The 26,754-nt window shown below is 74.6% G+C and carries 23 protein-coding genes; 11 read left to right on the plus strand and 12 right to left on the minus strand.

Translation table 11 applies throughout. From position 1 onward, the window contains the following. On the minus strand, positions 1-730 hold a 730-nt coding region (locus ACQRUO_RS28850; RefSeq protein WP_428319031.1), incomplete at its 3' end, for a LysR family substrate-binding domain-containing protein. 57 nt (positions 731-787) lie between these two features. On the opposite strand from ACQRUO_RS28850, the gene ACQRUO_RS28855 reads away from it, so the two are divergent. Beyond that, positions 788-1,219 carry a DUF5997 family protein gene (locus ACQRUO_RS28855; protein ID WP_428319032.1) on the plus strand — a complete coding sequence of 144 codons (432 nt, stop codon included), beginning with the start codon at positions 788-790 and terminating at the stop codon, positions 1,217-1,219. Between the two features lie 79 nt (positions 1,220-1,298). Here ACQRUO_RS28855 and ligD read toward each other — a convergent pair whose 3' ends face one another. After that, on the minus strand, positions 1,299-2,318 hold the full coding sequence (ligD, locus tag ACQRUO_RS28860) for a non-homologous end-joining DNA ligase (RefSeq protein ID WP_428319052.1): 1,020 nt from the start codon (positions 2,316-2,318) through the stop codon (positions 1,299-1,301). A 17-nt stretch (positions 2,319-2,335) separates the two neighbouring features. Further along, on the minus strand, positions 2,336-2,467 hold the full coding sequence (locus ACQRUO_RS28865) for a hypothetical protein (RefSeq protein WP_428319033.1): 132 nt from the start codon (positions 2,465-2,467) through the stop codon (positions 2,336-2,338). 158 nt (positions 2,468-2,625) lie between these two features. On the opposite strand from ACQRUO_RS28865, the gene ACQRUO_RS28870 reads away from it, so the two are divergent. Then, the gene (locus ACQRUO_RS28870) at positions 2,626-4,101 is read left to right on the plus strand and encodes an MFS transporter (RefSeq protein ID WP_428319034.1); all 1,476 of its coding nucleotides are present in this window, start codon (positions 2,626-2,628) and stop codon (positions 4,099-4,101) included. Between the two features lie 7 nt (positions 4,102-4,108). Here the strand turns inward: ACQRUO_RS28870 and ACQRUO_RS28875 are convergent, their stop codons facing one another. Then, positions 4,109-5,377 (minus strand): lipase family protein, encoded by a 1,269-nt coding sequence (locus ACQRUO_RS28875; protein WP_428319035.1) that lies wholly within the window; start codon positions 5,375-5,377, stop codon positions 4,109-4,111. Between the two features lie 162 nt (positions 5,378-5,539). Between ACQRUO_RS28875 and ACQRUO_RS28880 the strand changes: the two genes are divergently transcribed. The 3 genes from ACQRUO_RS28880 to ACQRUO_RS28890 all read left to right on the plus strand — a co-directional run bounded on the left by ACQRUO_RS28880 (position 5,540) and on the right by ACQRUO_RS28890 (position 9,009). After that, positions 5,540-6,826, plus strand: a complete 1,287-nt coding sequence (locus tag ACQRUO_RS28880; RefSeq protein ID WP_428319036.1) for a PucR family transcriptional regulator — start codon at positions 5,540-5,542, stop codon at positions 6,824-6,826. A 166-nt stretch (positions 6,827-6,992) separates the two neighbouring features. After that, positions 6,993-7,424 carry a cold-shock protein gene (locus ACQRUO_RS28885; RefSeq protein WP_428319037.1) on the plus strand — a complete coding sequence of 144 codons (432 nt, stop codon included), beginning with the start codon at positions 6,993-6,995 and terminating at the stop codon, positions 7,422-7,424. Between the two features lie 217 nt (positions 7,425-7,641). Beyond that, positions 7,642-9,009 carry a S1C family serine protease gene (locus tag ACQRUO_RS28890; RefSeq protein WP_428319038.1) on the plus strand — a complete coding sequence of 456 codons (1,368 nt, stop codon included), beginning with the start codon at positions 7,642-7,644 and terminating at the stop codon, positions 9,007-9,009. Between the two features lie 113 nt (positions 9,010-9,122). Here ACQRUO_RS28890 and ACQRUO_RS28895 read toward each other — a convergent pair whose 3' ends face one another. After that, positions 9,123-10,148, minus strand: coding sequence for a polysaccharide deacetylase family protein (locus ACQRUO_RS28895; RefSeq protein WP_428319039.1), 1,026 nt, complete (start codon positions 10,146-10,148; stop codon positions 9,123-9,125). A gap of 224 nt (positions 10,149-10,372) precedes the next feature. On the opposite strand from ACQRUO_RS28895, the gene ACQRUO_RS28900 reads away from it, so the two are divergent. Next, positions 10,373-12,124: a TIGR03767 family metallophosphoesterase gene (locus tag ACQRUO_RS28900; RefSeq protein ID WP_428319040.1), complete on the plus strand. Its 1,752-nt coding sequence runs from the start codon at positions 10,373-10,375 to the stop codon at positions 12,122-12,124. A 75-nt stretch (positions 12,125-12,199) separates the two neighbouring features. Here the strand turns inward: ACQRUO_RS28900 and ACQRUO_RS28905 are convergent, their stop codons facing one another. Both ACQRUO_RS28905 and ACQRUO_RS28910 read right to left on the minus strand, forming a co-directional pair. After that, the gene (locus ACQRUO_RS28905; RefSeq protein ID WP_428319041.1) at positions 12,200-13,498 is read right to left on the minus strand and encodes a serpin family protein; all 1,299 of its coding nucleotides are present in this window, start codon (positions 13,496-13,498) and stop codon (positions 12,200-12,202) included. Positions 13,499-13,652: 154 nt separating this feature from the next. Beyond that, the gene (locus ACQRUO_RS28910) at positions 13,653-15,029 is read right to left on the minus strand and encodes a cytochrome P450 (RefSeq protein ID WP_428319042.1); all 1,377 of its coding nucleotides are present in this window, start codon (positions 15,027-15,029) and stop codon (positions 13,653-13,655) included. 148 nt (positions 15,030-15,177) lie between these two features. Here ACQRUO_RS28910 and ACQRUO_RS28915 point away from each other — a divergent pair, with 148 nt between their 5' ends. From ACQRUO_RS28915 to ACQRUO_RS28930, 4 genes are all read left to right on the plus strand, one after another. Next, positions 15,178-16,200, plus strand: coding sequence for an acetamidase/formamidase family protein (locus tag ACQRUO_RS28915; RefSeq protein WP_428319043.1), 1,023 nt, complete (start codon positions 15,178-15,180; stop codon positions 16,198-16,200). 39 nt (positions 16,201-16,239) lie between these two features. Continuing rightward, complete coding sequence (locus ACQRUO_RS28920; protein ID WP_428319044.1) at positions 16,240-17,124, plus strand: AAA family ATPase; 885 nt, start codon at positions 16,240-16,242, stop codon at positions 17,122-17,124. Further along, complete coding sequence (locus tag ACQRUO_RS28925; RefSeq protein ID WP_428319045.1) at positions 17,121-18,503, plus strand: VWA domain-containing protein; 1,383 nt, start codon at positions 17,121-17,123, stop codon at positions 18,501-18,503. The genes ACQRUO_RS28920 and ACQRUO_RS28925 overlap by 4 nt, the downstream gene beginning before the upstream one ends. 172 nt (positions 18,504-18,675) lie before the next feature. Beyond that, the gene (locus ACQRUO_RS28930) at positions 18,676-20,571 is read left to right on the plus strand and encodes a serine/threonine-protein kinase (protein WP_428319046.1); all 1,896 of its coding nucleotides are present in this window, start codon (positions 18,676-18,678) and stop codon (positions 20,569-20,571) included. A gap of 4 nt (positions 20,572-20,575) precedes the next feature. Here ACQRUO_RS28930 and ACQRUO_RS28935 read toward each other — a convergent pair whose 3' ends face one another. After that, positions 20,576-20,977: a VOC family protein gene (locus ACQRUO_RS28935; RefSeq protein ID WP_428319047.1), complete on the minus strand. Its 402-nt coding sequence runs from the start codon at positions 20,975-20,977 to the stop codon at positions 20,576-20,578. Between the two features lie 180 nt (positions 20,978-21,157). Here ACQRUO_RS28935 and ACQRUO_RS28940 point away from each other — a divergent pair, with 180 nt between their 5' ends. Further along, positions 21,158-22,609 (plus strand): MFS transporter, encoded by a 1,452-nt coding sequence (locus ACQRUO_RS28940; RefSeq protein WP_428319048.1) that lies wholly within the window; start codon positions 21,158-21,160, stop codon positions 22,607-22,609. 66 nt (positions 22,610-22,675) lie between these two features. Here the strand turns inward: ACQRUO_RS28940 and ACQRUO_RS28945 are convergent, their stop codons facing one another. The 4 genes from ACQRUO_RS28945 to ACQRUO_RS28960 form a co-directional block, all read right to left on the minus strand. Then, the gene (locus ACQRUO_RS28945) at positions 22,676-23,944 is read right to left on the minus strand and encodes a sugar ABC transporter permease (RefSeq protein ID WP_428319053.1); all 1,269 of its coding nucleotides are present in this window, start codon (positions 23,942-23,944) and stop codon (positions 22,676-22,678) included. A gap of 143 nt (positions 23,945-24,087) precedes the next feature. Then, positions 24,088-24,903, minus strand: coding sequence for an ATP-binding cassette domain-containing protein (locus ACQRUO_RS28950; protein ID WP_428319049.1), 816 nt, complete (start codon positions 24,901-24,903; stop codon positions 24,088-24,090). 33 nt (positions 24,904-24,936) lie between these two features. Beyond that, complete coding sequence (locus tag ACQRUO_RS28955) at positions 24,937-26,037, minus strand: sugar ABC transporter substrate-binding protein (protein WP_428319050.1); 1,101 nt, start codon at positions 26,035-26,037, stop codon at positions 24,937-24,939. A gap of 135 nt (positions 26,038-26,172) precedes the next feature. After that, a partial coding sequence (locus ACQRUO_RS28960) for a transglycosylase SLT domain-containing protein (RefSeq protein ID WP_428319051.1) occupies positions 26,173-26,754 on the minus strand: 582 nt, incomplete at its 5' end.

Consider the following 26,754-nt stretch of genomic DNA (forward strand, 5'->3'; position numbering starts at 1 on the left):
GGCCCGCGCCCGACCCCGCGCCCGCCCGCTGCTGCCCGCCAGCCTTGGCCGGCCCGCCCGCCTTGCCCTGCCCGCCCGCCTTGCCCTGCCCGCCCGCCTTGGCCGGCTCCGCCGCCTGGCCGCGGCCGCGCGAGCTGTTGACCGTGCGGCCGCGGACGATGCCGATGAACTCCTCGACCAGGTCCGTGGTCCGCGCCTCCGGCCAGCAGAGCGCGACCTGGGACTGCGCCGCGTCCGGCACCGGGCGGTAGGTGAGGTCGCGGCGGTGGTGCAGCCGGGCCAGGGACTGCGGGACGACCAGCAGGCCGACGCCGGAGGCCACCACCTCGACGGCCTCCGCCGTGGTGGCGAGCCGCTCGTAGGCGGGCTTGCCCGGGCGGGTCGGCCACGCGATGGTCTCGTCCAGCGGGTGCCAGATCACCTCGTCCGCCAGGTCCTCGACCAGCACCTCGTCGGCGGCGGTGAGCAGGTGGTCCTTGGGGAGCACGACGACCGTGGTCTCGGTGTAGAGCGGGATCGCGCTGAGCACCGTGCGGTCGACCGGCAGCCGGATCAGCCCGGCGTCGGCCGCGCCGTCCTTGAGCACCTGTTCGCCCTCCGGCGCGGCGACCGGGACCAGGGTGAGCGGCACCTGCGGCAGGCGCTCCTCCCAGACCCTGATCCACTTGCCGGGAGTGACGCCCGGCACGTACGCGAGGCGGAAGGGCTCGGTCACCTGGTTCACTGTCACGGGGCCAGGCTACCGTCCGTGATCGGAGTGGGCCCAAACTCGCTTACCCTGGTGACCATGACATCGCTCAAGCCGAAGACGACCCAGACCATGAAGCCCGCCACCGCGGCGAAGAAGCTCGGCGTGTACCTCCCCGCCACGCCCGCCGAGTTCCAGGAGGGCGTCGTCTCCCGCGAGGAGCTCAACTCGCTGCAGGCCGAGCCCCCGACCTGGCTGGTCGAGCTGCGGCGCAACGGCCCGCACCCGCGCCCGGTGGTCGCTGCCAAGCTCGGCGTCTCCGTCTCCGGCCTGGCCCGCGGCGGGGTGACCGAGGCGCTCACCACCGCCGAGATCGAGGACCTGAAGAGCAACTGCCCGGACTGGCTGCGGCGCGAGCGGATGACCCAGGAGGACGTCCGCAAGGAGGCGGTGCGGGTCAAGGAGAAGCAGGTCGAGCAGGAGAAGAAGCAGGCCGAGCGGGCGGCCGCCGCCCTGCGCGAGCGCCGCTGACCCGTGGCCCGGGGTGAGCCCGGCCCACCCCGCCCGGCCTCACCCCGCCTGGCGCACCCCGCCCGGCACACCCCCGGCCTCACCCCGCCCGCCCCACCTGCGCCGCCGGCTTGTCGTCGCGGATGCCGAGGAACCTGGGCTGGCGCAGCAGCCCGGCCCTGGTCCACTCGGTGAACCCGACCTGGGCGACCAGCACCGGGCGGACCCAGTGCGCGCCCGGCTCCGCGACCCGGTCGTAGAAGGCGGGGTGCGGCTGCTCCAGCCGGTCGAGGTAGGGCCGCAGCACCCGCAGCGTCGCGGTGTCGAAGCCGGTGCCGACCTTCCCGGCGTAGTGCAGCAGTCCCTGCTCGTAGTAGCCGAGCAGCAGCGCGCCGAACCCGATCCGGCTGCCGGCCGGCTCGGTGTAGCCGCCGATCACGAACTCCTGGACGCCGCCGCACTTGAACTTGAGCCAGGCGGTGGAGCGGCTGTGCAGGTAGGCGGAGTCGGCCCGCTTGGCGATCACGCCCTCCCAGCCGGCGGCCGCCGCCTGCGCCAGCAACTTGGCACCGCCACCCGTGCGGTGGGCGGTCCAGTGCAGCGGTCCGGTCCAGTCGAGGGCCGCCTTGAGCAGCGTCTTGCGGGCGGTCAGCGGCAGCCGGGTGGTGTCCTGGCCGTCGAGGCGCAGCAGGTCGAAGACGAAGTAGCTCACCTCGACGGGGCTGGCCCGCACCGCCCGGGGGTCGGTGAGCTGCATCCGCTGTTGGAGCCGGCCGAAGTCGGTGCGGCCCTCGTGCAGCGCGACCACCTCGCCGTCGACGGCGAAGTCGGACGCGGGCTGGGCGGCCAGCGCCGCGGCGATCTCGGGGTAGACGCCCTGCTGCGGGCGGCCGGTGCGGGAGCTGAGCCGCACCCGCTCGCCGCCGCGGTCGGCGAGCAGCCGGATGCCGTCCAGTTTGCGTTCGAAGAGCCAGCCCGCGCCGAGGGTGCCGATCGCCTCCGGCTCGGCGGGCTTGGCGAGCATCGGCGGTCCCGGCTCCGGCGGCGCCGGGCGCAGCAGCCGGCGCAGCTCCGGCGGGAGCAGGTCCAGCGGTCCGCGGCGGGCGGCCCGGGGGTCCACGGTGGGCACGGCGGCGCTCAGGAGGACGAGATCGGGAAGGTGGCCAGCAGGGCGATCAGCAGCACCAGCACCGCGACCGCGAGCAGCACGACGAGCACGGCGGGCCAGCGGTGTTCGAGCCGGTGTCCGGGGTCGGTCCGGGTGGTCATGACGGCTGCTCCCCTCGGTGCGGGACGGGCCGCCGACGGTGCCGCGGCCGGGTGAACCCGACGGGCGGCGCGGCTGGCCGAGGGGCCGCCTGGGTACCCCTCAGCTCAACGGTACGCGTACGACCGAGGGTGTACCCGCGAGTGCCAGGGAGGGCGCCGTGAGCGAAGCCGAGGAGCTGCACGATCCGGCCCGGGCGGCGGCCGCGGTGCGGACCCGGGTGCCGGCCCGGCTGGACCGGCTGCCGTGGTCGCGCTGGCACTGGCGGGTGGTGATCGGCCTCGGCACGGTCTGGGTGCTGGACGGCCTGGAGGTGACGATCGTCGGCAACATGGCCGGGCGGCTGGCCGAGCACGGCAGCGGGATCGCGATCACCACCGCGCAGGTCACCACCTGGGCCGCCGCCCTGTACGTCGCCGGCGCCTGCTGCGGGGCGCTGGTCTTCGGGCGGCTGACCGACCTGTTCGGGCGGAAGAGGCTCTTCATGGTCACGCTCGCGGTCTACCTGGGCGCCACCGCCGTCTCGGCCCTCTCCTGGACGGCCTGGTTCTTCTTCCTCTGCCGGTTCGCCACCGGGTTCGGGGTCGGCGGCGAGTACGCGGCGATCAACTCGGCGATCGACGAGCTGATCCCGGCCCGGTTGCGCGGCCGGGTCGACCTGGTGATCAACGGCACGTTCTGGGCCGGCGCGGCGGTCGGCTCGCTGGCCTCGATCGCGCTGCTGAACACCGCGTGGTTCGCCACCGACCTCGGCTGGCGGCTGGCGTTCGCGATCGGGGTGGTGCTGGGGCTGGTGATCCTGCTGGTGCGCCGGCACGTGCCGGAGAGCCCGCGCTGGCTCTTCACCCACGGCCGGGCGGCGGAGGCCGAACGGCTGGTCGACGAGATCGAACGGAGTGTCACCGCGCGGACCGGCCGCCCGCTGCCGCCCGCCGAGGGCGAGCTCACCATCCGGCCCCGCGGCCCGATCGCCTTCGGCACGGTGGCCCGCACGGTCTTCCGGCAGTACCCGAAGCGGACCGTGCTGGGCCTGGCGCTCTTCGTCGGCCAGTCCTTCCTCTACAACTCGGTGACCTTCGGCTACGCGGCGATCCTGACCACCTTCTTCCAGGTGCCGGACGGGCGCACCGGCTACTACTTCGCGGTGATCGCGGTCGGCAACCTGCTCGGGCCGCTGCTGCTCGGCCACCTCTTCGACAGCGTCGGGCGCCGGCCGATGATCGCCGGGACCTACCTGCTCTCCGGGGTACTGCTGTTCGGCACCGCCGCGCTCTTCCGGCACGGCGCGCTGGACGCGACCACGATGACCGCCTGCTGGGTCGGGGTGCTCTTCTTCGCCTCGGCGGGGGCCAGTGCGGCGTACCTGACGGTCAGCGAGATCTTCCCGTTGGAGATCCGGGCGCTGTGCATCGCGTTCTTCTACGCGGTGGGCACCGCGCTGGGCGGGATCACCGGGCCGCTGCTCTTCAACGGCCTGGTGAGCAGCGGCCGGCCCGGCGACACCACGCTCGCGTTCTGCATCGGTGCGGGCCTGATGGTGGCCGCCGGGCTGGTCGAGGCCGCGATCGGGGTCAAGGCGGAGCGGCTGCCGCTGGAGCAGCTGGCCGCCCCGCTGACCGCGGTGACCGATACCTGACCGGTCGTCAGCAGCTGCCGTCCACCGGCTCGCCGGCGAACCGGTCGGCCAGGAAGTGCTGCACCGCGACCTCGCGCACGGCCGCCTCCTCGCCGTGTTCGCCGAGCAGGTCGCGCACCTTCACCACCTGACCGCCCTCGCCGCACCAGGTGTCCACCAGGGTGTCGTCCTGGCCGACCGGCACGATCTCGTCGGTGTCGGCGTGGTAGTCGTAGACCGGGGTGGCCGGGGCCTGGGCGCCCAGGGTGTCGGTGCGCAGCACGGCGGCCACCGAGGGCACGCCCAGCGGGTCGGCCGCCGAGGTGTCGCTGCCCAGGGTGCGGAACGGGTGGGTCAGCGCCAGCGTGGTCAGGCACTGGCCGCCGAGCGAGTCGAAGTCGGCGCGCCCGGCGGGGGTGAGCAGGCCGTCGATGCCCGACTCGGTGGGCCACTCGGTGGCGATCCCGTAGGCGGCGGCGAATTCCAGGCCGGCGGCGGCGGTGCCGTCGAGGTGGCGGCCGACCGCGACCGGGTCGGCGGGGGTGCCGCCGATCGCGGCACCGGCCAGCGGTACGTCGGGGGCGTAGGAGGGCTGCAACTCGGCGGCCCAGGCGGCCGCGTTGGCCCCGCCGGAGTAGCCGGACAGGGCGTACCGGTTGCCGGCGCCGATCCCGTCGGCCCCGAAGGACTTGACCGCCCGGATGCCGTCCAGCACCGCGTGGCCCTCCTCCGGGCCGTCCAGGAACTCGGACTTGGGCCCCTCGTGGTCGGGCAGCACCAGCGCCCAGTTCGAGGCGATCAGGGTCGCGCCGAGCGCGGCGTCCTCGTTGTCGCGGCCGGTGGCGATCTGGTACGAGGGGGCGCACTGGGTGCCCAGGCTGTCCTCGGGCGACTCCAGGGACACCACCGGGCGGGAACCGCCGCCGGTCCAGGCGGACTTGGGCACCACCAGGGTGGTCACGGCGAGTTCCGGGCGGCCGTGCGCGTCGTCGGTGCGATAGGAGAGCTGCCAGGCGTCGACCGGGAGCGGGATCCAGTCCAGGCTGGGGTTCGGCAGCGGGCGGGCGGCGACCAGCTGACCGGGTTGGTAGCCGGCCAGGTCCGCCGGCGCGGCGTAGAACGGGTCCTGGTCGGGGGGCAGCGCGCCGGGCACGACCTGGGCGGTGACGGCGGGCGCGGCGGGCACGGCGGCGTTGGCGGCCGCGGGGGCGGCGAGCGGTCCGGCGACGGCCAGGGCGGCGACGGTGACGGCGGCGACGGCGACGGCGACGGCGACTGCCGGGGAGCGGCTGGGCATCGGGCGTCCTCCGGGAGGTGGGGGTGGGGGGTGGCACGGGGGCAGCGCGGCGAACCCGTTTCGACGGGGGTTACCAACGGGTACATTGCGCAGCGCTTCATCATGCGGGCCGTCCGCCCTGCCCGGGCCCGGGCGACGGTCCAGACTTCGGCGAGGTGCTTTGTGACGGATCACAACGCGGCGGCCGCCGGGCCGCCGCCGATCAGCTTCGGCGGCGTCCCCCTGCACCGGCGACTCGCCACCCGGGTACCGGAGTTGGCCGCCTCCGTGGTGGCCCGGCTGGTGGCCGGCTCGGCGGTGTACGCCGCGCTGCCGGCCGAGCAGCTGCGCGGCGACATCACCCGGGTCACCGAACGGGCGATCCGCGGGTTCGTGGAGGTGCTGCGCACCGGCCGGCCGCCGGATCCGGAGCAGCTGGCGGCGGTGCGCGAGTCGGCGGCCCGGCGGGCGGAGGAGGGCGTGCCGCTGGAGGCCGTGGTGGGCGCCTACTTCCTGGGCGGGCAGGAGTGCCTGGGGCAGCTGCTGCCCACCGCCGAGCCGGGCGACCTGGCGGCCCTCGGCGCGGCCCAGCAGCTGCTGCTCGACTACCTGCGCCTGGTGACCTCGGCGGTCGCGGTCGGCTACGTCGAGGAGCAGCGGGCCGCCTTCGGCGAGCAGCAGCGCTCCCGGCAGGAGCTGCTCACCGCCCTGCTGGAGGGCACCGGGGTGCAGCCGGCCGCCGACCGGGCGGGCATCGAACTGCCGCTCTGCTACCTGGTGTTGAGCATCGGTATCGGGCCGCACCCGGACGAGCTGGCGCCCGGCGTGCAGCCCGAGGTCGCCGCCCGGCGCAAGCTGCGGCGGCTGCGCGCCGAGTTGGAGCGGCACACCCGCAGCGCGGCGCTGGTGCTGCTGGCCGTCGACCGCGGCCTCGCCCTGGTGCCGAGCACGGTGGCGGCGGCCGACTGGCAGCCGGCGCACTGGGCGCGGCTGACCACCGCGGTCGCCCAACTCGGCCGGATCTGCGGGGCCGAGCTGACCGTGGCCGCGGTGCCGGCCGCCCCGGACCAGGTGCCGGCCGCCGCGCGCCTCGCCGGCGAGGTGCGGGCGGTAGCCCGGTCCGGCGGCCGCGGGCCGGGCGTCTACCGGCTGGAGGACGTGCTGCTCGCCTACCAGCTCTCCCGTCCCGGCCCCGCCCGCGACCGGCTCGCCGCCCTGCTCGCCCCGCTGGACGAGCGGCCCGAACTGCTGGACACCCTGCGCGCTTTCCTGTCCTGCGGGCTGGACCGCCGCCGCACCGCCGAGCGGCTGCGGATCCACCCCAACACGGTCGACTACCGCCTGCGCCGGCTGGCCGCCCTCACCACCCTGGACGCCACCCGGGGCACCGATCTGCCCACCCTGCACGCCGCCCTCGCCGCCCGCGACGCCGCCGCGGCCGGGGGCCTGCCGCGGTCCGACCCCTGGTGATCGCGAGGTGCCCGGGAGGGTGCCCAGGAGGGTGCTCGGGAGCGTGATCGAGCGCCCCTCGAACACCCCGGCCGGGCCCTGGTGGGGCATTCCCAAGATCCCACCGGGTTGGCTACCATCCTGGCAGGTTCACCGGGCAAGGGGCCCGGCTCTGTTGGGGGTTGTTGTGGCAGCTGGTCGTGTGGTGCGGTTCGACAGTTCGCGGGGCTACGGGTTCATCGCCCCCGACCACGGTGGCGAGGACGTGTTCCTGCACGTGAACGACATGCTGATCCCCGAGTCCTACGTGCGCTCGGGTCTGGCGGTCGAGTTCGAGATCGAGGAGGGCGACCGAGGGCCGAAGGCCTCCGCGGTGCGGCTGGCCAACGGGGCCGAGACGCCCCCGCCGCTGGCGCAGCGGCTGCCGTCGGGCGCGCTGCGCCGGCCGACGGTGGACGGCGAGGACCCGGAGTGCGACGTGCTGTCGCTCGCCGAGTTCACCACCGACGTCACCGAGGTGCTGCTGGCCTCGGCGCCCTCGCTGACCGGCGAGCAGATCCTGCGGCTGCGCGCCGGCCTGCTGGAGTTCGCGAAGGGCCACGGCTGGGCCGAGGACTGAGCACGGCGGCCGGATGATTCGGGGGTCGGACCCCGGCCGGCCCAGGCCACCGCGGCAGCCGTGCTGCCGCGGTGGCATTCTTAAAGATGTAGCTCATTTACCGCTTACGGAGTTCGTACCGGCCGCCTCGCATGATGGATGAGGCAAGACCCGCTCGGCCCGCTCGCTCGCGAGCCGGTCAGGGGTCATCGGCATGGATGTCACAGGTGGGGTCGTCATGAGCGAGCATCAGCAAGCAGGGGCACCGGAGGGATCCGGGAGCACGCCGGCGGGCGGCCGGCACGGCACCCCGCCCGGTGGCTGGGGTCCGCCGCCGCAGCCGGGCACCGCGATCCCCGGGCCGCCCCCGGTGTTCGCCGCGCCGCCGCCCCCGCCGCCCTACCCGCCGGGCCCGGTGCACGGCTGGGGCTACCCGCCGCCACCGCCGCCCCGACGGCGCCCGGGCCGCACCGCGCTCGCCCTGGTGGCCGCGCTGGCCGTCGCGGTGGGCACCGGGATCGGCATCGACCAGGCGTTCTTCCAGTCCCGGACCACCGCCGCGAGCGTGCCGGCCCCGACCTCCTACGTGCCGCCGGCCTCCGGGACCCCGGCCAACGCGGTCGGCAAGGCCGAGGCCGGACTGGTGATCATCAACACCACCGTCGGGTACCAGGGCGCCCGCGCCGCCGGCACCGGCGTGGTGCTCAACGCGAACGGCGAGATCCTCACCAACAACCACGTGATCGACGGCGCCACCGCGATCACCGCGACCGACGTGGGCAACGGCCGCACCTACACCGCCACCGTGGTCGGCTACGACCGCACCGGCGACCTGGCCGTGCTCCAGCTGAAGAACGCCTCCGGGCTGACCACCGCCAAGCTGGGCGACTCCGGCAAGGTCGCGGTGGGCGACGGGGTGACGGCGATCGGCAACGCCGGCGGCACCGGCATGCCGACCGCCGCGGCGGGCAACGTGACCGCGTTGAACCAGTCGATCACCGCGAGCGACGAGTCGACCGGCTCGGCCGAACAGCTCACCGGCATGATCCAGGTCGACGCCAACGTGCAGCCCGGTGACTCCGGCGGCGCGCTGCTCGACTCCTCCGGCGCGGTGATCGGCATCGACACCGCCGGCTCGGACACCCAGGGCGGCGGCCAGCAGGGCCCCGCGCAGGGCTTCGCGATCCCGATCGGCACCGCGCTGCCGATCGCGCAGCAGATCGCGGCGGGCAAGGCGAGCACCGAGGTGCACATCGGCCCGACCGCCTTCCTGGGCCTGGAGGTCGCCACTGACTCGAGCAGCGGCGCCGGCAACGGCGGTGGTGACGGCACCGGTGACGGCAGCGGCGGCGCGGCCGGCGGCGCCGGCAGCGGCGGCGGCGTGCTGGTCGCCGGGGTGATCGCGGGCTCGCCCGCGGCGCAGGCCGGCATCACCCAGGGCGACGAGATCACCTCGGTGGACGGGCACACCCTGGCCGGCCCCGACTCGCTGACCCGGCTGATGACCAGCCAGACCCCGGGCAACCACGTCACCGTCCAGTGGCTGGACGCGAACGGCGCCCAGCACAGCGCCACGGTCACCCTGGCCACCGGCCCGGCCGACTGAACCCGGCCGGCCACCCACCCCGCTCCCCGCTCCACCCACCCCACTTCACCCACCCCGCTCCGCCCCCGGGTCGTCGCCCCGGGGGCGGAGCCCGTGCCGGCGCAGCAGCAGGCTCAGCCCGCCAGCACCCGGAAGCCGCCGACCTCCCCGTAGAGCTCGTCCCCGGGGTGCAGCCGGGCGGCCTTCACCGTGCAGTCGCCGTCCCGGTACATCTCCACGTCCCGGTCGGTCTCGTCGCGCAGCGCGAAGCCGGGCCGGCCGGTCGGATGGCAGCGGCCCGGCTCGGGGGCGGCGACCACCTGGTCCTGGTCCGGGTCCGGGCCCGCGGCGGGCCGGTAGCGCCAGGTCACCGCGCCGGGGTGCGGGGTGGCCGGCGGCCCGGCGGGCGCCCGCGGGTAGTCCTGGCCGGCCGCCAGCGGGTGGCCGAACAGCTGCGCCACGGTCACCAGGGTGAAGCCCCGCGCGCGCAGCCCCTCGATCAGCGGCCGCACCGCCCGCGGGGTGCTGGGCACGATGTCGTGCATCAGGATCACCGAGCCGGGCCGGGCCTGTTCGATCCCGCGCCGGGCGGTCGCGGCCGCGTCGTCGTCCCGCCAGTCGAAGGAGTCGACGTCCCACAACACCAGCGGCAGCCCGCGCCCGCGCACCGCGGCGCTGAAGGCGCCGTAGGGCGGGCGCAGCAGCGTGGGGCGCACGCCGGTCGCCCGCTGCACCGCGTCCGCGCCCTGGTCGATCTCCCGGGCCATCCGCTCCGGGTCGAGCAGGGTCAGCTGGGCGTGGTCCCAGGTGTGGTCGCCCACCACGTGACCCTCCGCCAGTTCCCGCCGCACGACGGCCGGTCGGGCGGCGACCTCCTGGCCGACCACGAAGAAGGTGGCCCGGACCCGCTCGGCGGCCAGCACGTCCAGCAGCTGCGGGGTGCGGTCGCTCGGCCCGTCGTCGAAGGTCAACGCGACGCAGCGGAGCCGGGTGCAGTCCGGCTCCCCGGCGACGGTCGCGGCCGGGGCGGCGGGTTCCGGTGGGACCTGCCGCGGGGCCCGGCCGAGCTCCGGCCCGGGCCGGCCCGGCACCGCCGTGCCGAGCGCCAGCAGCACCCCGAGCACCCCCGCCACCGCGAGCCCCCGGCGACGCATCGTCATATCGCCTCACGGTAGGCCGATCCGTTCGTCGTACCCGAGCGCGACGCGCCCGTTTGTTTGCCCGCCGTTCCCTCCCGAGGACTGCCCAGCGCGGCTACCAGCCGGTAGGGTGCGCTCTCGGCCGGCTGCCGCGACAGCCGCCCCGTTCCGCGCACACCGCCTGTGACCTGCGCGAATACCGCGTCCGGCGGTGCCACACCGACAGCTCCACGAGGGGGACTCCCATGTCAGCGTCGTCAGGGTTCAGCCGGCGCCGGTTCCTCGGCAACGCCACCGCCGCCGGCGCCGCGCTCTCGGTCGCCGGCGGCGGCTTCGCCTCGGCCGCCGCCCGGGACGGCGCACTGGCCGCGACGGCGGCCCGTGCGGTCACCACCGCCGGCACCACCCTGGAGCAGGTGGCCACCCCGGTCGGCAGCACCGGCTACCGGCGGCTGCTGTCCGGCCCGGGCTGGCCGCTGGTGGTCAGAGGCGAGCTGGCCGCCGCGCAGGGCGGGCGGGACGGACGCCGCACCGGTCTGGCGAGCTTCGTCCAGTTCACCGACCTGCACCTGTGCGACACCGAGTCGCCGATGCGCTTCGAGTACCTGGCCCGCCGGAACGACGCGGCGCACCGCCCGCAGGAGACCCTCACGGTGCGCGGCGCCTCGGCCCTGGTGGAGCGGGTCAACGCGGTGGCCGCCGGCCCGTACACCGGGCTGCCGTTCAGCCTGGTGATGGCCACCGGCGACAACACCGACAACCACGAGCAGCTCGAACTGGACTGGTACCTCACGGTGATGAGCGGCGGCCGGATCACCCCGAACAGCGGCGACACCAGCCGCTACGAGGGCGTGCAGAACTCCGGCAACGCCGCCTACTGGAACCCGGAGACCGCCTTCCCGGACAGCTACAAGGCGCACGGCTTCCCGCAGATCCCCGGCTTCCTGACCGCCGCCGGCAGCCCGTTCACCGCCCCCGGCCTGAAGACGCCGTGGTACACCACGATCGGCAACCACGACGACAGCATCGAGGGCACCCTGCCGGACCTCGGCCTGCTCAACTCGGTCTACACCGGCAGCCGCAAGATCGAGGGGTGCGACGACGCGGACGCGGCCAAGCTGGCCGGCCTGATCAAGAGCGACCCGGCCGCCGCGATCCTGCTGCTCGGCCGACTGCTGGAGGACGCCGACGCGGTCCGCGAGATCACCCCGGACGCCGGCCGCCACCCCTTCACCACCAAGCAGTTCGCCCAGGCCCACCTGAACCCCGCGCACACCGGCGCCGGCCCGTTCGGCCACGGCTTCACCTCGGACGCGGTGAACAGCGGCAACCTGTACTACACCTTCGAGATCGCCGAGGGCGTGCTCGGCATCAGCCTGGACACCACCAACGCGGCGGGCTTCGCCGACGGCTCGATCGGCACCGCGCAGCTGAACTGGCTGGAGCAGCAGCTGCAGGCCAACAGCGACCACTGGTACGACACCAACGGCCACCTGGTGCGCCGCGGCTCGAGCAGCCGCCTGGTGGTGCTGTTCAGCCACCACACCAGCACCACCATGGGCAACCTGCTGCTCGACCCGCGCCACTTCTTCGAGCGCCGGCACAACGGCGCCGAGCTGGTCGCCCTGCTCCAGCGCTACCCGAACGTGGTGGCCTGGGTGAACGGCCACACCCACGCCAACCAGATCACCGCGCACGGCCACGCCGTCCCCGAGCGGGCCTTCTGGGAGATCAACACCGCCTCGCACATCGACTTCCCGCAGCACGCGCGGATCATCGAGCTGACCGACAACGGCGACGGCACCCTCTCGCTCTTCACCACCCTGATCGAGTCGGCCGCCCCCTACGGCACGGCGCTGGACGACACCTCGGACGCGGGCCTGGCCTCGCTCTACCGCGAGCTCTCGTTCAACGACCCGTACGCCACGCCGAACGCCAAGCTCGGCACCCCGCTGGACCACAACACCGAGCTGCTGCTGGCCAAGCCGGGCCGCTGAGCCGCGGATCCACGGTGGACCGGCCGACCGGCCCGCGGCGCAGCGCCGCGGGCCGGTCCGGGGCCAGGGAGCCGGTCACTTCACCGGGTTGGTGACCTGCCCCAGGAAGAGCGGCAGGCCGGTGTGCACGTCCCGGATCACGAAGAGGAACGGCCGGTCGACGTCCAGGTGGATCAGGTCGGGCGCGGGTGCCGCGGCGCCCGCCACCCCGACCACGCCGCTGCCCGCGGCCGCGGTGGTGCCCTCCTCGTCGACCGTGATGTCGGCCTGCTGGACCACGTCGCTCACCCACATCGGCTGCTGGCCCGGCGCCGAGATGCCGGAGAAGTCGGCCCCCGGGGCGAAGGCGGTGTGCACGCCGAGCGCGGTCAGCGGCTGGGTCAGGTCCTCCTGCGCCGAGAAGTCGAACTTGGGCATGGTCAGCGCCACCTGGGCACCGCCCAGCGCGCCGAGCACCTTGTCCAGCCCCGGCCCGTCCAGCGAGTCGCGCACCCGGTCGAAGGCACCGGCCTGCGGTACCACCAGGTCCATGGCCAACTCATCGCCCTGGTACGGAAGTTCCACCGCCTGCCAGGACTGCCCGGCAGCACCGCCCGCGGCGTAGCGGAAGTTACCGGTCTGCGCCATGGCGGGCGCCTGGACGGTACTGCCGTCGGCCTCGTGGAACGGCTCGTCGGTGGTCGCGTCCGGCTTGAACGGTTGCGCCCAGTGCCCCTTGAAGTACAGCGCGTCGGTCAGCACCAGCACGGTGCGCGCGGTGACCGAGCCCGGCGGCAGCAGGTCCTTGACCCGGCCCTCGGTCTGCTGGGCGACCAGCTCGTTGACCGCCTTGCGGGCCGCCTCCGGGTCCTTCTGGAAGTCCGCGGTGCGCAGCCCGGTGCCGAAGTCCTGGGCCAGTTGCCGCAGGTAGTCCTGCTGTACCTGGTAGCCGGTCCGGGTCCAGGCGGTGTCCGACTCCTTCAGGGTCGATCCGCCCCCGCCCGACTGGGCCGCCCGATCCACCGCGCCGAGTGCCGCCGCGTACTGCGCCGGTGGCAGGGTGGCGTGCAGCACGCCGGACAGCTCGCTCGCCGTGGTACCGCGCGCGCCGGGTAGCAGCATCGCCAGCGCGGTGGCCAGGCCGGAGGGCGAGAGCACGGTGTTGCTGCCGGCCTGACCGGCCGTCAACTGTCGTAGCAGGTCCAGCCCGAAGGCCTCGGTGGCAGTGGCCGCCGCACCCTGGTCGGCCGCGCCGGGGGCGGCCGGCGGTGCGCTCGCCTTCAGCTCCCCGGTGTCGGCCGTCGCCGTGCCCCCGCAGCCGGCCACCGCCAGCACCAGCGCGGCCAGTGCCGCGCTCCCCGCTGCCGCCCTACTCCGCTGCCTGTTCGCGCGCATCACTGTCGTTCCCCCACACCTCGGGCACCGAGCCTTTCCGGTGCCGCCTGCGGATCCGACGCACGACCCCGCGCGCCGGTTCCACCGGGCCGGGAACGTCGGGCCGGGAACGTCGGCTGCGCGCGGCCGGCTCCGCGCGGTCAGCTGCGGGCGGTCAGCTGCGGGCGGCGATCGTGGCGGGCAGCGCGCCGTCCGGGCGGACGATGAAGCCGAAGACCGGCTGCGGGGCCGGGGCCAGCAGCCGCGGGGTGAACCGCTCCAGCAGCAGCTCCAGCAGCGCGGCCATCTCGCGCTGGGCGAACTGCAGCCCGAGGCAGGCGCGGGCGCCGATGCCGAACGGGTAGTAGGCGCCCGCCTGCATCGGGCGGCGGCCGGGGACGGTGAACCGGGTGGGGTCGAAGACCTCCGGGTCGGGCCAGAGCACGGGGTCGCGGTGGGTCAGGTAGGGGGAGGTGAGGATCTCGGTGTCCGCGTCGATCCGGTAGCCGTTGACGGTGTCGTCCACGGCGGCGAAGCGCGGCATCAGCCAGGCGGACGGGTAGAGCCGCAGCGCCTCGTTGACCAGCGCCTGGATCGCCTCCCGGCGCTCGGCCGAGCCGGCGGGACCCGCCGACAGCGCCCACTCCTGGTACTCGGGGTGGGCCGCCAGCAGCAGGTAGAGCCAGGTGAGGGTGCGGGCGGTGGTCTCGTGGCCGGCCATCATCAGGCCGACCGTCTCGTCCCGGATCAGCTGCTCGGTGTACTCGGGGCGGTCCGCCGCGCCCGTCAGCAGCACGTGCAGCAGGCCGGGCCCGTCGGGGCCCACCTCGCCCCGGCGGGCCGCCTCGATGGCGCGCCGGGTGACGGTGTCGATCCGGGCCAGGTCGGCCGCCACCGCCGCCTGCACCGCGGCGACCGCCGGATCGACCGGCACCGGTGACCCCGCCGGGTCCGCCGCGACGCCCGCCCCGCGCTCGGGGGCCGGCGGCAGCGTCGGCAGCGCGGCCACCAGGGCGTCCACCGCGCCGAGTTCCCGGTAGGTGGCCTCGTCCAACTGGTGCCCGGTGAGCGAGCGCCAGATCGTGTCCAGCGCGAAGAAGCGCAGGTCCTCACCCAGGTCGGTGGTGCTGCCGGTGCGGACGTGGTCGGCCCAGCCGGCGGCGGTGCGCTCGGCCGCGGCGGTGATCCGCTGCTCGTAGCGGCGCATCCCCGGGCCGGTGAACTGGGCCTGCAGCAGCTTGCGCTGGCGCTTCCACGGCTCGCCGGCCACCGCCAGCACGCTGTCGCCGACCAGTCGCTTGGCCCGGTGCGAGCGCTTCACGTAGCGGTCGGGGTGCTGTGCCAGCACGTGCTGCACCGCCTGCGGGTCGGTGACCAGCACGGTGGGCCGGGCCGCCGGGCCGGCACCGAGCCGGAAGGCGGCCACCCCGCCCAACTCGCGCACCCGGGCCAGCAGCTCGACCAGCGGGGCACCGGTGGCGCGCCACTGCTCGACCGCCGCCGGATCCAACTCGGGCGGCCGGCAGCCGGCCTCGGGGGTGGTCAGCGCCATGGCGGGTCTCCGATCGCTGGCTGCGGCTCCGGACACCGGTGGATGACGGAGCGTCACGGGAGGGGACGGATCGTATGCTAGTCGATACCCTGCTCCGGTTGGGCTGTTCGTCCCGGCCCCGTCCGCGCCGACCCGCGTAGGAGCAGCTGTGACCGATCCCCGCGTCCTGACCGTGCGCCCCACCCCCGAGCAGTACGCCTGGACCTTCGGCGGCGCCCGGCCGCTCGCCACCGTCCGGCCCGGCACCGTGCTGGACCTGTTCACCGAGGACTGCTTCGGCGGCCGGGTCACCTCGGAGAAGACGCTGGTCTCCGAGGTCTGCCGGTTCCCCTTCCTCAACCCGCAGACCGGCCCGTTCCACGTCGAGGGCGCCGAGCCGGGCGACACCCTGGCGGTGCACTTCGTCTCGATCGAGCCGGCCCGCGACTGGGCCGCCTCCACCACCGTGCCGCTGTTCGGCGCGCTCACCTCCACCCACACCACCGCGACCCTGCAGGAGCCGCTGCCGGAGACGGTGTGGATCTGGCAGCTGGACCGCGAGCGGCGCAGCTGCCGCTTCACCGCCCGCGAGGGCGGCTTCGCACTGGACCTGCCGATGGACCCGATGCACGGCACCGTCGGCCTGGCCCCGGCCAACCTGGAGGTGCGCTCCGCCCTGGTGCCCGACGCGCACGGCGGCAACCTGGACACCCCGGAGATGCGGGCCGGGGTCACCTGCTACCTCGGGGTGAACGTGCCGGGCGCCCTGTTCAGCCTCGGCGACGGCCACGCCCGGCAGGGCGAGGGCGAGACCTGCGGGGTGGCGGTGGAGTGCGCGATGCACACCGTGGTCGTGGTGGAGCTGCTCAAGGGTGTGGCCACGCCCTGGCCGCGGCTGGAGTCGGACACCCACCTGATCTCCACCGGCTCCGCCCGCCCACTGGAGGACGCCTTCCGGATCGCCCAGCTCGACCTGGTGCAGTGGCTGGTGCGCGACTACGGCTTCGCCACCATGGACGCCTACCAGTTCCTCTCCCAGGCGGTGGAGTCGCCGCTGGCCAACGTCTGCGACACCAACTACACGGCAGTGGCCAAGGTCCGCAAGGAGTGGCTGCCCGCGCCGACCGCCCCGGCCCACGGCGGCCTGCACGAGCACCTGCGGCGGACTGCGACACCGCTCACTACCAGCTAGTAGGGTGCTGTCAACGGACCCGGGGCGGGAGTTGACGGCATGAGCAGAGCGGCTGATCCGCGCGAGAGCGGTTTCTTCGACTCGGTCGAGGAGGTGGTCGCCCGACTCGCCGAGGCCGGCTACCTGGCCTCCACCTCGGTGGCGACCACGGTCTTCCTGGCCGACCGGCTGGGCAAGCCGCTGCTGGTGGAGGGCCCGGCCGGGGTCGGCAAGACCGAACTGGCCAAGGCGGTGGCCCGGGTGGCCGGCGCCCGGCTGGTGCGGCTGCAGTGCTACGAGGGCGTGGACGAGTCGCGCGCCCTCTACGAGTGGAACCACGCCAAGCAGCTGCTGCGGATCACCGCGGGCCGCGAGGAGAGCTGGGAGCAGACCCGCACCGACATCTTCAGCGAGGAGTTCCTGCTCCCCCGCCCGCTGCTCACCGCCATCCGCGGCAGCGAGCCGACCGTGCTGCTGATCGACGAGACCGACAAGGCCGACGTCGAGGTGGAGGGCCTGCTGCTGGAGGTGCTGAGCGACTTCCAGGTGACGGTGCCGGAGCTGGGCACCGTCACCGCCGAGCAGCGCCCGTTCACCGTGCTCACCTCGAACGCCACCCGGGAGCTGTCCGAGGCGCTGCGCCGCCGCTGCCTCTTCCTGCACCTCGACTTCCCCGACCCGGAGCTGGAGGTGCGGATCGTCCGCTCCCGGGTGCCGGGGCTGGACGCCGCCCTGGCCGAGTCGGTGGTGCGGGTGATCGGCGCGCTGCGGGCGATGGAGCTGCGCAAGTCGCCCTCGGTCGCGGAGACCATCGACTGGGCGCGCACCCTGCTGGCGCTGGGCGCCGAGACGCTGGACGACGAGGTGGTCCGGACCAGCCTGGGCGTGATCCTCAAGCACCAGGAGGACCTGCACCGGGCCGCCGAGAAGCTGTCCCTGGCGTGAGCGGGGTCCCCGAGCGGCTGACCGCCTTCGTCCAGGCGCTGCGGGCCAACGCGCTGCGGGTCGGCCCGGCCGAGACGGTGGACGCGGGCGAGGTGCTGGCGGTGCTCGGCCTGGCGCACCGGGAGCGGCTGCGCGAGGGCCTGGCGGCCGCGCTGCTGCGGGCGCAGGGGCAGCGGGCGGTCTTCGACGCCACCTTCGACCTCTACTTCCCGGCCGGGGTGGGCGAGCGGGAGGCGGTGCGGGAGAGCGGCGAGCTCACCGTGGCCGAGCTGCGCGAGCAGCTGGCGGCGGCACTGGCGGCCGACGACCAGGCGGCGCTGGCGCAGCTGGCCGGCCAGGCGGTGCAGGCACTCGGGCGGTTCGGCCAGGGCCCGGGCCAGGCCCCGGGCGGCGGCGGCTGGTCGGCGCACCAGACGCTGGACCGGCTGCGCCCGCAGACCCTGCTGGCCCGGGTGCTGGACGCGCTGCGCGAGGGCCGGGGCGAGCGGCCGCCGGAGGCCACGGTGGAGCGGCTGGAGCCGGACGAGATCCGCCGCCGGATCGCGGCCTTCCGCGCCCTGGTGGCCGGTGAGGCCCGGCGGCGGACCGCCGAGCTGCGCGGCACCGAGGAGATCGCCCGCCGGGCGATCGCACCCAGCGTCGACCAGATCGACTTCCTGTTCGCCGGCCGGGAGCAGCTGGCCGAGCTGCGGCGGGCGGTGCGCCCGCTCTCCCGCAAGCTGGCCACCCACCTGGCCGCCCGGCGGCGCCGGGCCGCGCGCGGGCGGATCGACGTCCGCCGCACGGTGCGCCGCTCGCTGGGCACCGGCGGGGTGCCGCTGCGGCCGGCCTACCGGCGCCGGCGCCCGCAGCGCCCGGAGCTGGTGCTGCTCTGCGACGTGTCCAGCTCGGTGGCCGGGTTCTCGGACTTCACCATGCTGCTGGTGCAGGCGCTGCGCGAGGAGTTCAGCCGGGTGCGGGTGTTCGCCTTCGTGAACCAGGTGGACGAGGTGACCGGGCTGGTCGACGCCCGCGCCGGCGACCCCGGTGAGCTGGCCCGGCGGATCACGGCCGAGGCCGCGGTGCTCGGCTACCACCCGTACAGCGACTACGGCACGGCGCTCGGCGAGTTCACCGAGCGGTACCGCAGCGCGGTCGGCCCGCGCAGCTCGGTGCTGATCCTGGGCGACGCCCGCAACAACAACCGCGATCCCAACCTGCCCGCGCTGCGCGAGCTGGCCCGCCGGGCCCGCCGGGTGCACTGGCTCAACCCGGAGCAGCCGGGCAGTTGGTCGACCGGCGACTCGGCGGCCCTGGCCTACGCCGGCGTGGTGCCGATGCACCCGTGCCGCAACGCCCGGCAGCTGGGCGAGCTGATCACCCGGCTGCTGCCGCTCTGACGTCACCGTCCAGCCACAGGCCGCCTGCAGCTGAGCTACAGCTCTGTTGACCTTCACCAATTCTGACGTCATTTCAGCTCATCGCGGGTACCGTCTCCCTGGCACGCGAGGTCAGGCGGACTTTGGGGAGGGCGGGGTTATGGAAGAACTGTGGCCGGAGGACCCCCGGCAAGTGGGTGAGTACCGGGTACTGCGGCGGCTCGGGGCGGGCGGCATGGGGCGGGTCTTCCTGGGGCGGACCGCCGGCGGTCGGACGGTGGCCATCAAGGTGGTGCACGAGCAGTTCGCGGCCAATGCCGACTTCCGCGCCCGGTTCCGCCAGGAGGTGCAGGCCGCGCGGCTGGTCGGCGGCCGGTGGACCGCGCCGGTGCTGGACGCCGACACCGAGAGCGCCCGCCCCTGGGTGGCCACCGGCTACGTGGCCGGCCCCGCGCTCGGCCAGGCGGTGCGGCAGTTCGGCCCGCTGCCCGCGACCAGTGTGCGTGCGCTCGGCGCCGGTCTGGCCGACGCGCTCCACGCGGTGCACCAGCTGGGCCTGATCCACCGGGACGTCAAACCGTCCAACGTGCTGCTGGCCCTGGACGGCCCGCGGCTGATCGACTTCGGCATCGCCCGGGCCATGGACGCGGCCACCTCGGTGACCCGCTCCGGCTTCGTGGTCGGCTCGCCCGGCTTCCTCTCCCCCGAGCAGGCCCAGGGGGTGCCGCCCGGCCCGGCCGGGGACGTCTTCTCGCTCGGTGCCGTGCTGGCCTTCGCGGCCACCGGCAACGCGCCGTTCGGCGAGGGCGTGAGCGCGGCCGTGTTGCTCTACCGGGTGCTGCACGAGCCGCCGGACCTGGGCGGGCTGCTGGACAGCCGGCTGCGCGAGCTGATCCTGGCCTGCCTGGCGAAGGAGGCCGGTGACCGGCCGACCCCACGGGAGATCCAGCAGCAGCTGACCGGCGGCGAGCCGGGCACCGTGCAACTGGGCAAGGCGGGGTGGCTGCCGGCGCTGCTGGCCGACTCGGTGGCGCGGCTGGCGGTGGAGCTGCTGGCCCTGGACGCGACGGCGGCACTGCCCAGCGCGCAAACGCCGCCGCCCGCACCGGTGGCACCGGCGGCGCCTGCTCCGGCGCCGGCTCCGGCGCCTGCTCCGGTCCCGGTGGCCGTGGAGGCACCGGCGACCCCGCCGCCCGCTCCGGTCGCGCCGGTCGTCCCGGTGGCCTTACCCGAGGCGCCCGCAACGCCACCGCAGACCCCGGTCCCGGCGCCGGCCCAGTTCCCCGCTCCGGCACCCGCGTCGACCCCGACTCCCTACCCCACCCCGTACCCCGCGGCGACGTCGACGCCCACCCCGTTCCCCGCACCAAGCCCGGCAGGCCAGTTCGGCCCGCCCACCCCGTACCCGCCGTTCCCCGCGGCCGGCGCCGGCACCCCTTACCCGCCCTACCCCGCGCCCAACGCCACCGCCCCCTACCCGGGCCCGCCGCGCCGCTCCAAGCGCTGGCTCCTCGCCGCCGGGGTGGCGGTGCTGCTGGCCGCCACGGCCGGCGGCACCTACTGGGCCACCAAGGGCGACGGCTCCACCAAGGCGGCCCCGCCGCCCGCACCGGCGCCGACCACCCAGTCCCCCACGCCGTCCCCCACCCCGAGCCCGACGCCGTCGCCGACACCGAGCCCCACGCCCAGCCCGACCCCGTCGCCGACCGATCCCGCCACCGACCCCGCGGTCGGCGGGGACGTCCCGACCGCCTTCCTCGGCACCTGGCTCGGCACCATGGTCGACACCGCCGACGGGAAGAGCTTCAAGTACGGCATCAGGATCGACCAGGGCTACGACGGCGACACCGTCGGCCACGCGGTGGCCATGGCCGGCACCAAGGAGTGCAACCTCACGGACAACCTGGTCTCGGTGGACGCCGCGGACAACGACCTGGTGCTGAAGGAGGAGTCCAGCGACAGCACCTGCCAGGCCGGCGTGTCCCAGACCGTGACCCTCCACCTCAACTACAGCGGCACGATGCGGATCACCGAGCCGGGCGTGGACAGCGAGCTGGAGAAGGACACGTCGGCGTCGAACCAGACCTGACCCCTCACCCGCCCCAGCGCCGGACGCAGAGCACCAGGCGGTAGCCGTCGGGGTCCGCGACGGTCACCCCGTACTCGTCCCAGTACGGGTTGTGCGCGGGCACCCGGGTGCCGCCGGCCGCCACCAGCCGGTCGACCAGCTCCTGGTCGACCGGCGCGCCGAGGTAGACCACGAACAGGTCGTCGACCGTCGGGGTGGGCTCCAGCGGGTGCTCGGGGTCCCGGGTCAGCTCGAAGTGCCAGGCGCCGCCGGCCGGTCCGACCATCAGCAGGTCGTGCTCGCCGGAGACCCGCTTGGCGCTGCGCCACAGCACCTCGAGCCCGAGCCCGTCGACGTAGAAGCGCTCGGCGGCGGCCAGGTCACGGGAGGGGCGGGCGAGCCGGATCGGCATCGTGGAATCGATCATGGTCGGGAGCGTAGTGAGGCCGCGGACGACTGCCATCGGTCGGACGACCTAGACCCCCTCCGCCGCTCGCCCGAGCCCTCCGGTACCGGATCGGTCACCTCCCCTACCGATTATGTCTGCTACCGATGTAATCTGGGGGCGACAGATCCGAGAGCGAGAGACGCGGGAGAACGGCCCACCATGTCCGTCCGCGAGCATCCGGCAGCGCCACCACCCCAGGCGCCGCCCACCGCCACCGGGGGTCGGCTGCGCACCCTGCTGACCACCGAACGAGCCCGCCCCGAAGCCGTCCGCCGACACCCCTGGGCCTGGCGGCTGGCCGTCGGCACGGTCTGCTTCGGCGCCTTCATGGGGCAGCTGGACGCCAGCATCGTCACCCTCACCTACCAGCCGCTGCGCACCGAGTTCCACAGCACGCCGGCCGGCGTCGAGTGGGTCTCCCTGGCCTACCTGCTCACCCTGGTCGCCTTCCTGGTGCCGGTCGGGCGAATATCCGACGTCCGCGGCCGGAAACTGATGTACCTCTACGGCTTCGCCGTCTTCACCGCCGCCTCCGCCGCCTGCGGCCTGGCCCCCGGACTGGCCGCGCTGGTGGTCTTCCGGGTGGTGCAGGCCGTCGGCGCCGCGATGATGCAGGCCAACAGCGTCGCCCTGGTCACCACCAGCGCCCCGCCCGGGAAGATGCGCGCCGCGCTCGGCATCCAGGCGGCCGGCCAGGCGGTCGGCCTCGCCCTCGGCCCGACCGTCGGCGGCGCCCTGGTCAGCACCCTGGGCTGGCGCTGGGTCTTCGGGGTGAACGTCCCGATCGGCCTGTTCGCCCTGGTGGCCGGCCACTACCTGCTGCCCCGCACCCGCAAGTGCGCCGCCGGATCCCGGATCGACGGGCTCGGCGTGCTGCTGCTCGGCGGCTCGACCACCGCCGGTCTGCTCGCCCTCTCGGTCGCCTCCGGCCTCGGCCCGCCGGCCTGGACCGCGCTGCTGCTCGCCACCGCCGCGGTGGCCGCCGGCTGGGCCTTCCTGCGGCGCCAGGCCCGCTGCGCCCGCCCGCTGGTCGACCTCGCCCTGCTGCGCACCCAGCGGCTCGGCCCCGGGCTGCTGGCCGGGCTCTGCGGCTACCTGGTGCTGTTCGGCCCGCTGGTGCTGGTCCCGGTCGAGCTGGCCCGGCGCGGCGGCGCCCCGCTCACCACCGGCCTGGTGCTCACCGCGCTGCCGCTCGGCTTCGCGTTGGCCGCCACCACCGCCGAGCGGCTGCTGCCCGCCGGCTGGAGCGACCGGTTGCGCAGCCGGTTCGGCGTGCTGGGCTGCCTGGCCGCTCTGGCCCTGCTCGCCGCGCTGCCGCCGACCGCCGCCCTGCTGCCGCTGCCGCTGGGCCTGCTCGGGCTCTCCCTCGGCGTCTTCGTGCCGGCCAACAACGCGCTGGTGATGCGGGCCATCCCGACCAGCTCGGCGGGCACCGGCGGCGGCATGGTGAACCTGACCCGCGGCCTGGGCACCGCGGTCGGCGTCGCCGCGGTCACCCTGGCGATGCACCTGGTGCCCGGCGACGCGGGCGCCGCCACCGCCGCCCTGACCATGCTCGCCTTCGCGGCCGTGGCGCTGCTCACCACCCTCGGCCGTGGCCCGGGCGAGTAGCGCCCGCTTGTGGTGGAGCCCCCGACCGCCGTCCGGCCGGGGGCTCCGCTGCGTGCGCGGGCCGGGTCAGGCCCGGCCGGCCGCCTTCTGGGTGCGGCGGGCCAGCGAGTCGATCACCACGGCGGCGAGCAGCACCAGGCCGGTGATCATGAACTGGATGGCGTTGCTCAGGCCCTGGATGTTCATGCCCGACTGGATCGAGCCGATCACCAGCGCGCCGAGCAGCGCCGACCAGGTCTTGCCCCGCCCGCCGAACAGGCTGGTGCCGCCGATCACCGCAGCGGCGATCGCGTTCATCAGCAGGTTGCCGCCGCCGGAGGTCTGGCTGGCCGACTGGATCTGCGCGGCCAGGAAGAGACCGCCGACCGCCGCCATGGTGGAGCAGATGGTGAAGACCGAGATCCGGGTCCAGATCACGCTGATGCCGGCCCGGCGGGCGCCCTCGATGTTGCCGCCCAGCGCGAAGACCTGGCGGCCGTAGACGGTGCGGCGCAGCACGAAGTCCAGCACCACGATGAAGACCAGGAAGATCAGCAGCGCCAGCGGCAGGCCCTTGTACTGGTTCAGCGTGTAGGCGGCCAGGTAGGCGATCACCGCCAGCACCGCGGTGCGCAGCAGGATCTCGGCCGGTGGGCGGGACGGCACGCCGGCCGCCCGGCGCCGGGTGGCATCCAGCAGCGAGGCGCCGAGGAAGAGCACCACGCCCGCCGTGGCCAGCCCGTAGGCGGCGATCTGCTGGCCGTAGATGGTGCTGTAGAGCCGCGAGACGATGTCCTTGCCCGACAGGTTGACGGTGCCGTTGGAGCCGAGCACCTGGAGCATCAGGCCGTTCCAGCCGAGGTTGCCGGCCAGCGTGACCACGAAGGCCGGCACCCCGACCCGGGCGAAGAAGAAGCCGTGGATGAAGCCCACCACCGCACCGGAGCCGAGCGCCGCCAGCAGCGCCACCCACTGGTTCACCCCGTGGGTGACCTCCAGCACCGCGAAGATCGCGGCGCACAGCCCGCTGACCGACCCGACCGACAGGTCGATCTCGCCGAGCAGCAGCACGAAGACCACGCCGATCGCGATCATGCCGGTGCCGACGATCTGCTGGGAGAGGTTGGAGAGGTTCTGCGCAGAGAGGAAGGTGCTGTTCAGGCTGCCGAAGACGGCCCAGATCACGATCAGCGCCAGCACCACCGGCAGCGAGCCCAGTTCACCGCTGCCGACCCGGCGGCGGAACTCGCCCAGGTAGCCCTTGAGGCCCTCCTGGCGGACGATCAGCCGCGGGTCCACCGCCGGGGTCGCCTCGGCGGCCACCGGCACCGGGGCGTTGACGCCGCCGGTCGGCATGCTGTCCTCGGGCAGCGGGTGCCGGGCGCCCTCGTGCCGGCCCTCCAGGAACGGCTGCCCCTCGGACGGCTGTCCCTCGGACGGCTGCTTTTCGGACGGGGGCCCTTCGTCTGCGGGCCCGCCCGCGGGCCGTTGGTCGTCGCTCACCGGGTGCCCTCCGTCCCGCGGGCCTGACGGCGGGTCACGGCGTTGTCCGTGGCGCCGGTGATGGCCGAGATGATCTGTTCCTGGGTGGTCGAGCGCCGCTCGAAGACCCCGTTGTTGCGGCCCAGCCGCAGCACCGCGACCCGGTCCGCCACGGCCATCACGTCGGCCATGTTGTGGCTGATCAGGATCACGCCCAGGCCCTGTTCGCGCAGCCGCTCCACCAGGTCGAGGACCTGCGCGGTCTGCTCGACGCCGAGGGCCGCGGTCGGTTCGTCCAGGATCACCACCTTGGGCGAGCCGATCAGCGAGCGGGCGATCGCCACCACCTGGCGCTGGCCGCCGGAGAGCGAGGCGATCGGGATCCGCACGCTCGGGATCCGGATCGACAACGTGTCCAGCAGGGCGCGGGAGCGCTTCTCCATCGCCACCTCGTCCAGCACGCCGAAGCGGCTCAGCTCGCGGCCGAGGAAGAGGTTGCCGACCACGTCGAGGTTGTCGCAGAGCGCCAGGTCCTGGTAGACGGTGGCGATGCCCAGCTGCTGGGCGTCCTGCGGCCGGTGCACCGCGACCGGGCGGCCCTGCCACTCGATGGTGCCCTCGTCCGGCTGGTTGACCCCGGCGATCGCCTTCACCAGGGTCGACTTGCCCGCGCCGTTGTCGCCGACCAGGGCGAGCACCTCGCCGGCGAACACCTCCAGCTCGATCTCGGTGAGCGCCTGCACCGCACCGAACCGCTTGGAGACCCCGCGCAGCGCCAGGACCGGGCTGCCCATTCCCGCCCTGCCGCCCGCCGACCCGTCAGCTGCCGTCATCGCGACCGCTCTCCCTTCCGCCGCCGCAGCCCGTTACTGGAGCCCGGCTGCCTTGCAGTCGGCCGCGTAGTCGGGGGTGCAGATCTGCGAGACCGTGTAGAGCCCGTCGGCGACCACGGTGGTCTTGATGTTGTCCTTGGTCAGCACGGTCGGGGCGATCAGGTCGGACGGCACGCTGGTGCCGCTGCCGTTGGTCGCGGTGGTCGGGACCACGTCGGAGGGCAGCTTCTTGCCCTCGGCCAGGGTGACGGCCATCGTGCCGGCGGCGTCCGCCTCCGGCTTGTACGGCTTGTAGATCGACATCGTCTGGGTGCCCGCCAGGATCCGCTGCACCCCGTCCAGCTGGGCGTCCTGTCCGGTCAGCGGGACGCTCAGGTTGGCGGCCTTGAGCGCGGTGGCGATGCCCGCGGCCATGCCGTCGTTGGCCGAGTAGACGCCGACCACGTTCGAGGCGCCCAGCGCGGTGATCGCGGCGGCGGCCTCCTGGTTGGCGTTGTTCGGGTCCCAGTTCGCCGTGTCGTACTCCTTGCCGATCTTCAGCTTGCCGTCGATCGCGCTGTGCGCACCGGCCTTGAACTGGGCGGCGTTGGGGTCGGTGGGCGAGCCGTTGATCATGATGATCTGGCCGCTGCTCGCCTTGTCGCCGACCGCCGCCACCAGGGCCTGGCCCTGCAACTGGCCGACCCGGTTGTTGTCGAAGGAGACGTAGGCGTCCACCGGCCCCTGGGCGAGGCGGTCGTAGGCGACCACCTTGACGCCGGCGTTGTGCGCCTTCTCCACCGAGGACTGGATCGCCTTGGAGTCCACCGCGTCCAGGATCAGCACCTGGTCGCCCTTGGTCAGCGCGGTGTCGACCTGGGTCTGCTGGGTGGTCGCGTCCTGGTTGGCGTTGTAGTAGTCGACCGTCGCATTCGGGGCCAACGCCTTGATCTGGGCCTCGATCAGCGGCTTGTCGAACTGCTCGTACCGGGTGGTCTTGGTCTCCGGCAGCAGCAGGCCGATCCGGAACGCGGTGGTCGAGCTGCTGGCCCCGGCGCTGCCGCCGGACTTCTTGGCGCTGCCGCAGGCGGCCGCGCCGACGGCCACGGCCAGCACGGTGGTGGCGGCGGCCGCCCGGCGCAGTACGAGCTTCATCTGAGAACGCCTCCCGATCTCCGGTCACCCCCGGTCATCCGAGTCTGTGAACGGGTCGGCGGCGACCACCAGCCGGACTGCGCCGAACGGGGGCGCGGGCGGGTGAGGCGGAGTCAGCCGGAGCTCCGGCGCGGGCTACTCCTTGAGCGCGGCGGCGGCCTGGGACCAGTTGGCGTGCAGCTGGTCGAGGTAGGAGCGGGCCTGCGGGCCGATCGAGGTGCCGCGGGCGAAGGCCAGCATGTTGCCGGCGCCGGCGTTGTAGCCGAGCGCCAGCAGGTCGTCCTGGGTGAGGCCGGCGGCGAGGTGCGCGGGCAGCTGGCCGGCGAGGTCGTGCAGGTACCAGGCGGCCGCCTCGATCGCCAGGTCAGGGTCGTCGGGCAGCTGGTCCCAACTGCGGTTCGCGAAGTCGCGGCCGGCCTTGGTGTCGTCGAAGGCGGCCTTGTGCATGTTGGCGATGCCGAAGGCGGCGTCCGGCTTCATCGACTGCCAGGCCCGCTCGAAGGAGGGGTCGTGCGGCTTGTAGGACTCGTTGTAGAGGATCGCCATCAGCAGCTGGGGGTCGATCCCGGACTGCCCGGCCCGGGTGCGGACCTGGGCCGCGTAGTGGGCCGGGTCGTACGGGGTGCCGGAGTGCGCCGGGGCGGCGCCGGCGGGGACCGAGGGGAGCGCGCCGGGGGCGCCCGGTGCGGCGGTCGCGGCGCCGGGGCTCGCGGCGGC

It is taken from the genome of Kitasatospora sp. LaBMicrA B282 (genome assembly GCF_050325825.1).
Classification (GTDB): domain Bacteria; phylum Actinomycetota; class Actinomycetes; order Streptomycetales; family Streptomycetaceae; genus Kitasatospora.

Coding starts and splice junctions, on each gene's coding strand:
- ACQRUO_RS28855 (WP_428319032.1), top strand. CDS start 788: ATGACATCGCTCAAGCCGAAGACGACCCAGACCATGAAGCCCGCCACC.
- ACQRUO_RS28875 (WP_428319035.1), bottom strand. CDS start 5,377: ATGCCCAGCCGCTCCCCGGCAGTCGCCGTCGCCGTCGCCGTCGCCGCC.
- ACQRUO_RS28890 (WP_428319038.1), top strand. CDS start 7,642: ATGAGCGAGCATCAGCAAGCAGGGGCACCGGAGGGATCCGGGAGCACG.
- ACQRUO_RS28955 (WP_428319050.1), bottom strand. CDS start 26,037: ATGAAGCTCGTACTGCGCCGGGCGGCCGCCGCCACCACCGTGCTGGCC.
- ACQRUO_RS28895 (WP_428319039.1), bottom strand. CDS start 10,148: ATGACGATGCGTCGCCGGGGGCTCGCGGTGGCGGGGGTGCTCGGGGTG.
- ACQRUO_RS28910 (WP_428319042.1), bottom strand. CDS start 15,029: ATGGCGCTGACCACCCCCGAGGCCGGCTGCCGGCCGCCCGAGTTGGAT.
- ACQRUO_RS28905 (WP_428319041.1), bottom strand. CDS start 13,498: ATGCGCGCGAACAGGCAGCGGAGTAGGGCGGCAGCGGGGAGCGCGGCA.
- ACQRUO_RS28900 (WP_428319040.1), top strand. CDS start 10,373: ATGTCAGCGTCGTCAGGGTTCAGCCGGCGCCGGTTCCTCGGCAACGCC.
- ACQRUO_RS28950 (WP_428319049.1), bottom strand. CDS start 24,903: ATGACGGCAGCTGACGGGTCGGCGGGCGGCAGGGCGGGAATGGGCAGC.
- ACQRUO_RS28865 (WP_428319033.1), bottom strand. CDS start 2,467: ATGACCACCCGGACCGACCCCGGACACCGGCTCGAACACCGCTGGCCC.
- ACQRUO_RS28940 (WP_428319048.1), top strand. CDS start 21,158: ATGTCCGTCCGCGAGCATCCGGCAGCGCCACCACCCCAGGCGCCGCCC.
- ACQRUO_RS28920 (WP_428319044.1), top strand. CDS start 16,240: ATGAGCAGAGCGGCTGATCCGCGCGAGAGCGGTTTCTTCGACTCGGTC.
- ACQRUO_RS28945 (WP_428319053.1), bottom strand. CDS start 23,944: ATGCCGACCGGCGGCGTCAACGCCCCGGTGCCGGTGGCCGCCGAGGCG.
- ACQRUO_RS28935 (WP_428319047.1), bottom strand. CDS start 20,977: ATGATCGATTCCACGATGCCGATCCGGCTCGCCCGCCCCTCCCGTGAC.